Here is a 2,909-nt window from a genome sequence, read left to right on the forward strand (position 1 = left end):
CAGCAAACGGGGAATTAAAAGAGTATAATCCTGAATTGATTAAATCTTTTGAAGAACTAAGGCCTGTTAAGGTATTGATTAGTTTTGCTGATAAGTTTAGCAAAGTTTTCAAGGAAATGAATGCTAGTGTAATAATAAGAACTAATTATAACAGGTTTATTGATTTTATTCGCTTTAATGCTGTAATTTTTCAAAACCAAAGGGAATGGTTAGATACTAACACTATTTTTGCGCAAGCAGAGGATTATGATAAAGCGGTGGAATGGTTTACTCACTTGTTCAAGAATCAGTGCTTATTGCCAATTACTAAGGATCAGCAGAAGTTAATCCAAATAGTTTGGGATTTAAAACAAGCAACAACTGAAGAAATAATCTCACAGGCTACTTTTGCAGGAAGATCATGGATTTACATTAATTTGAATGTATTAACAGATAAAGGATTCTTAGAAAAAACAAGAATAGAAGATGAATCAGGCTTCTCAAAAAAGAAACTAGACTCATATATAGCAACAGGGCAAATTAAGATAAAACTGCCTTACTGGTGCGATTTAGAGTAATTGGAATAATCCAAGTTTTTATTTTATATATTACTTTGAAACTATTAATAATTCTATGGATAAAGAACTTGAACGATTCTTCGAACCATGGGAATTAAAAATCCTAGAGATAATAGAAGAAGCTAAAAAAGAGAAAGAAGAAAAGAAAAAAGAATAAAATTATTAGATATTTGATTATTTAGTTATTATTAATACTATTTCTCCTGCTTGTGTTAGTTTTTTGTTTAAAATAAATCCATATTCTGTTAATATTTTTCTTTGATAATAAAAAGATGAATGGCTTAATGGATGAGTTTTTTCTGGATTTCTTGAATGTTCTAAAACTTCTTTTTGATTTTTAGTTAATTTAATTTTTAAATTTGGCATTCTATCAATTTTTCCAGTTTTTTGATTGTAATATCCAATTAATTCAATATTTTTATTATTAAATGCAGCATAATTCATTCCAAAACATCTTGTTTTTAATCCACTAGAGATATCAATAATAATTCTATCATTAATGTGGGTTTTTATTATTTGTAAACATTTTTTACAATTATTAACTGGATCAATTTCACATTCAATAAATTCATAATCAATTAAATCTTTGTTCCATTCTTGTTTTACTTTATTTATTGCATATGATTGAGTTGAATCTTTTTCAAAATCAACAAAAAAATAAATTTTATCTGGTTTTCCTCCTAAATTGGCATCAAAGAAATTCTTGAAAGTATTGTAACTGTAAAAGCTGGATATTAATATTAATTTACTCATAAGTATAATTATTTCGAATAAATTCTTAAATTTATTGGATTATATCAAAAATATTGTACTAGTCCAATTTTTATTGGATATTGTTTATATTTGATTATAACATTAATTTAATATGGTAATTTATAGAAAAGTAAAACGAGCAGTAGATGGAGACACATTAGAGACATACAGAAAATTTAATGGAACTAATTATATTAGATTAAATGGAATTAATACTCCTGAAAAAGGTCAAAGAGGATATTTAATTGCAAAAAGAAAAATGCAAAGAGTTGAAAATAAAGTAATAACAGTTACTCCAAAAGCAAGAGATAAATATGGTAGAATTGTTGCTGATGTTAGATATAAGAGGAAAAAAGTAAGATGATTGAATTTTTAGCAGGAATAGGATTTTTTATTATAGGTTGGGGAGCTGTAGCTTTAATATTTAGTATATTTACTGGAATAAGTTTCCAAATTTCTGCAATTATTGGATTAATAGTAACATTATTAGTTGGTGGTTTAATAAAAGGAAATATTAATTTAAACTTAAACAGGTGAAAAAATGTCAAATAGTATAAAACACATAGGTATTGGAGCTTTAGCAACAGGTGTAGCTTATTTAATTAAAGAAAAAAATTTAAATAGAATACCTAATAAAGAAGAATTTGTTGCTGCTTTATTAATAGGTGTGGGAATGGGAATATTGCCTGATATATTAGAACCTGCAAATAGTCCACAACACAGAAATTTTTTTCATAGTATCGCAATGGCATTTATTACTTTAAGATTAAAAAATGAAAAGTATCAAGAACTTTTGGATTTGTCAAAGTATGGATACTTATCACATTTAATTTTAGATGCGACAACTCCTGCGAGTTTACCTTTAATATGAGATGATAAAATGGTTAAAATTTATGAAGAAGAAATGAATGAAAATTTTGAAGGAACAATTATAGATATTGAAACAATTGGACTTTTTGATAGAAATTTCAAAGATTCAAGACAATATAAACAAATAAAAACAGTTATTTTTGGATTTGTTAATAAAAATAAATTGGGCATTTATTCAGTTGATGAAGATAATAATGAAAAATTATTAGAAGAAGTTAATAAAATTTTAAATATTTTAGAAAAACCTTTTTATGCTTTTAATTCTGATTTTGAAAGAGGAGTTTTATTTCATAATTTAAACAAAGAAGTTGCATTTGAAAGAGAGTTGAACAAAGAAAAATATGAGTCTAAAAAAAATGCAGAAAAAGAATTAAATATACCTCAATATGATGACCCTTTTAATGGAGAAGGAATACTTTGTGTAACCAATTGGTTAAAAGGTGATAAAGAAAAATGCATTAAACATAATAGGAGTTGTTTACTAAAAGAAAAAGATATTTTTTTGAAAAGAGGATTCAGAATTCCTGATAAATTAATATTAAATAATGAATAATGTTAAAATTGAAAATTAATTAATTTGTTTTTTATTTCTATTAATAGAAAATTCAGGAAACGTTTTTTAATCCTGCCTGGCTAGTTTTTTCTTAGAAGTTTGCAAGGGAAACATTGCGAGCGGGCTTTCACCGAATGCTTTAGTGGGAGATGACAGGATAAGTGTCCGTAATCTCT

6 protein-coding genes are annotated in these 2,909 nt (G+C 25.7%); 5 read left to right on the forward strand and 1 reads right to left on the reverse strand.

Translation table 11 applies throughout. The annotated features are described in order from the left end of the window. Positions 1-557: hypothetical protein (locus tag WC356_07775; GenBank protein ID MFA5383041.1), on the forward strand; the 557-nt coding region annotated here is incomplete at its 5' end. Positions 558-731: 174 nt separating this feature from the next. Here the strand turns inward: WC356_07775 and WC356_07780 are convergent. Continuing rightward, the gene (locus WC356_07780; protein MFA5383042.1) at positions 732-1,310 is read right to left on the reverse strand and encodes a DUF6293 family protein; all 579 of its coding nucleotides are present in this window, start codon (positions 1,308-1,310) and stop codon (positions 732-734) included. Positions 1,311-1,422: 112 nt separating this feature from the next. On the opposite strand from WC356_07780, the gene WC356_07785 reads away from it, so the two are divergent. The 4 genes from WC356_07785 to WC356_07800 are packed head-to-tail and all read left to right on the forward strand — an operon-like array spanning position 1,423 to position 2,733. Beyond that, on the forward strand, positions 1,423-1,674 hold the full coding sequence (locus WC356_07785) for a thermonuclease family protein (protein MFA5383043.1): 252 nt from the start codon (positions 1,423-1,425) through the stop codon (positions 1,672-1,674). Beyond that, the gene (locus WC356_07790; protein ID MFA5383044.1) at positions 1,671-1,847 is read left to right on the forward strand and encodes a hypothetical protein; all 177 of its coding nucleotides are present in this window, start codon (positions 1,671-1,673) and stop codon (positions 1,845-1,847) included. The genes WC356_07785 and WC356_07790 overlap by 4 nt, the downstream gene beginning before the upstream one ends. Before the next feature lie 4 nt (positions 1,848-1,851). Continuing rightward, the gene (locus tag WC356_07795; protein ID MFA5383045.1) at positions 1,852-2,181 is read left to right on the forward strand and encodes a metal-dependent hydrolase; all 330 of its coding nucleotides are present in this window, start codon (positions 1,852-1,854) and stop codon (positions 2,179-2,181) included. Positions 2,182-2,190: 9 nt separating this feature from the next. Beyond that, positions 2,191-2,733 carry a hypothetical protein gene (locus WC356_07800; GenBank protein MFA5383046.1) on the forward strand — a complete coding sequence of 181 codons (543 nt, stop codon included), beginning with the start codon at positions 2,191-2,193 and terminating at the stop codon, positions 2,731-2,733. Positions 2,734-2,909: the final 176 nt, after the last annotated feature.

The organism is Candidatus Micrarchaeia archaeon (assembly GCA_041653315.1).
Taxonomy (GTDB): Archaea; Micrarchaeota; Micrarchaeia; order Anstonellales; family JAHKLY01; genus JAHKLY01.

What these genes read in the sequence shown, in the direction of transcription:
- WC356_07780 (MFA5383042.1), bottom strand. Translation starts at nt 1,310, where the DNA reads ATGAGTAAATTAATATTAATATCCAGCTTTTACAGTTACAATACTTTC.
- WC356_07785 (MFA5383043.1), top strand. Translation starts at nt 1,423, where the DNA reads ATGGTAATTTATAGAAAAGTAAAACGAGCAGTAGATGGAGACACATTA.
- WC356_07790 (MFA5383044.1), top strand. Translation starts at nt 1,671, where the DNA reads ATGATTGAATTTTTAGCAGGAATAGGATTTTTTATTATAGGTTGGGGA.
- WC356_07795 (MFA5383045.1), top strand. Translation starts at nt 1,852, where the DNA reads ATGTCAAATAGTATAAAACACATAGGTATTGGAGCTTTAGCAACAGGT.
- WC356_07800 (MFA5383046.1), top strand. Translation starts at nt 2,191, where the DNA reads ATGGTTAAAATTTATGAAGAAGAAATGAATGAAAATTTTGAAGGAACA.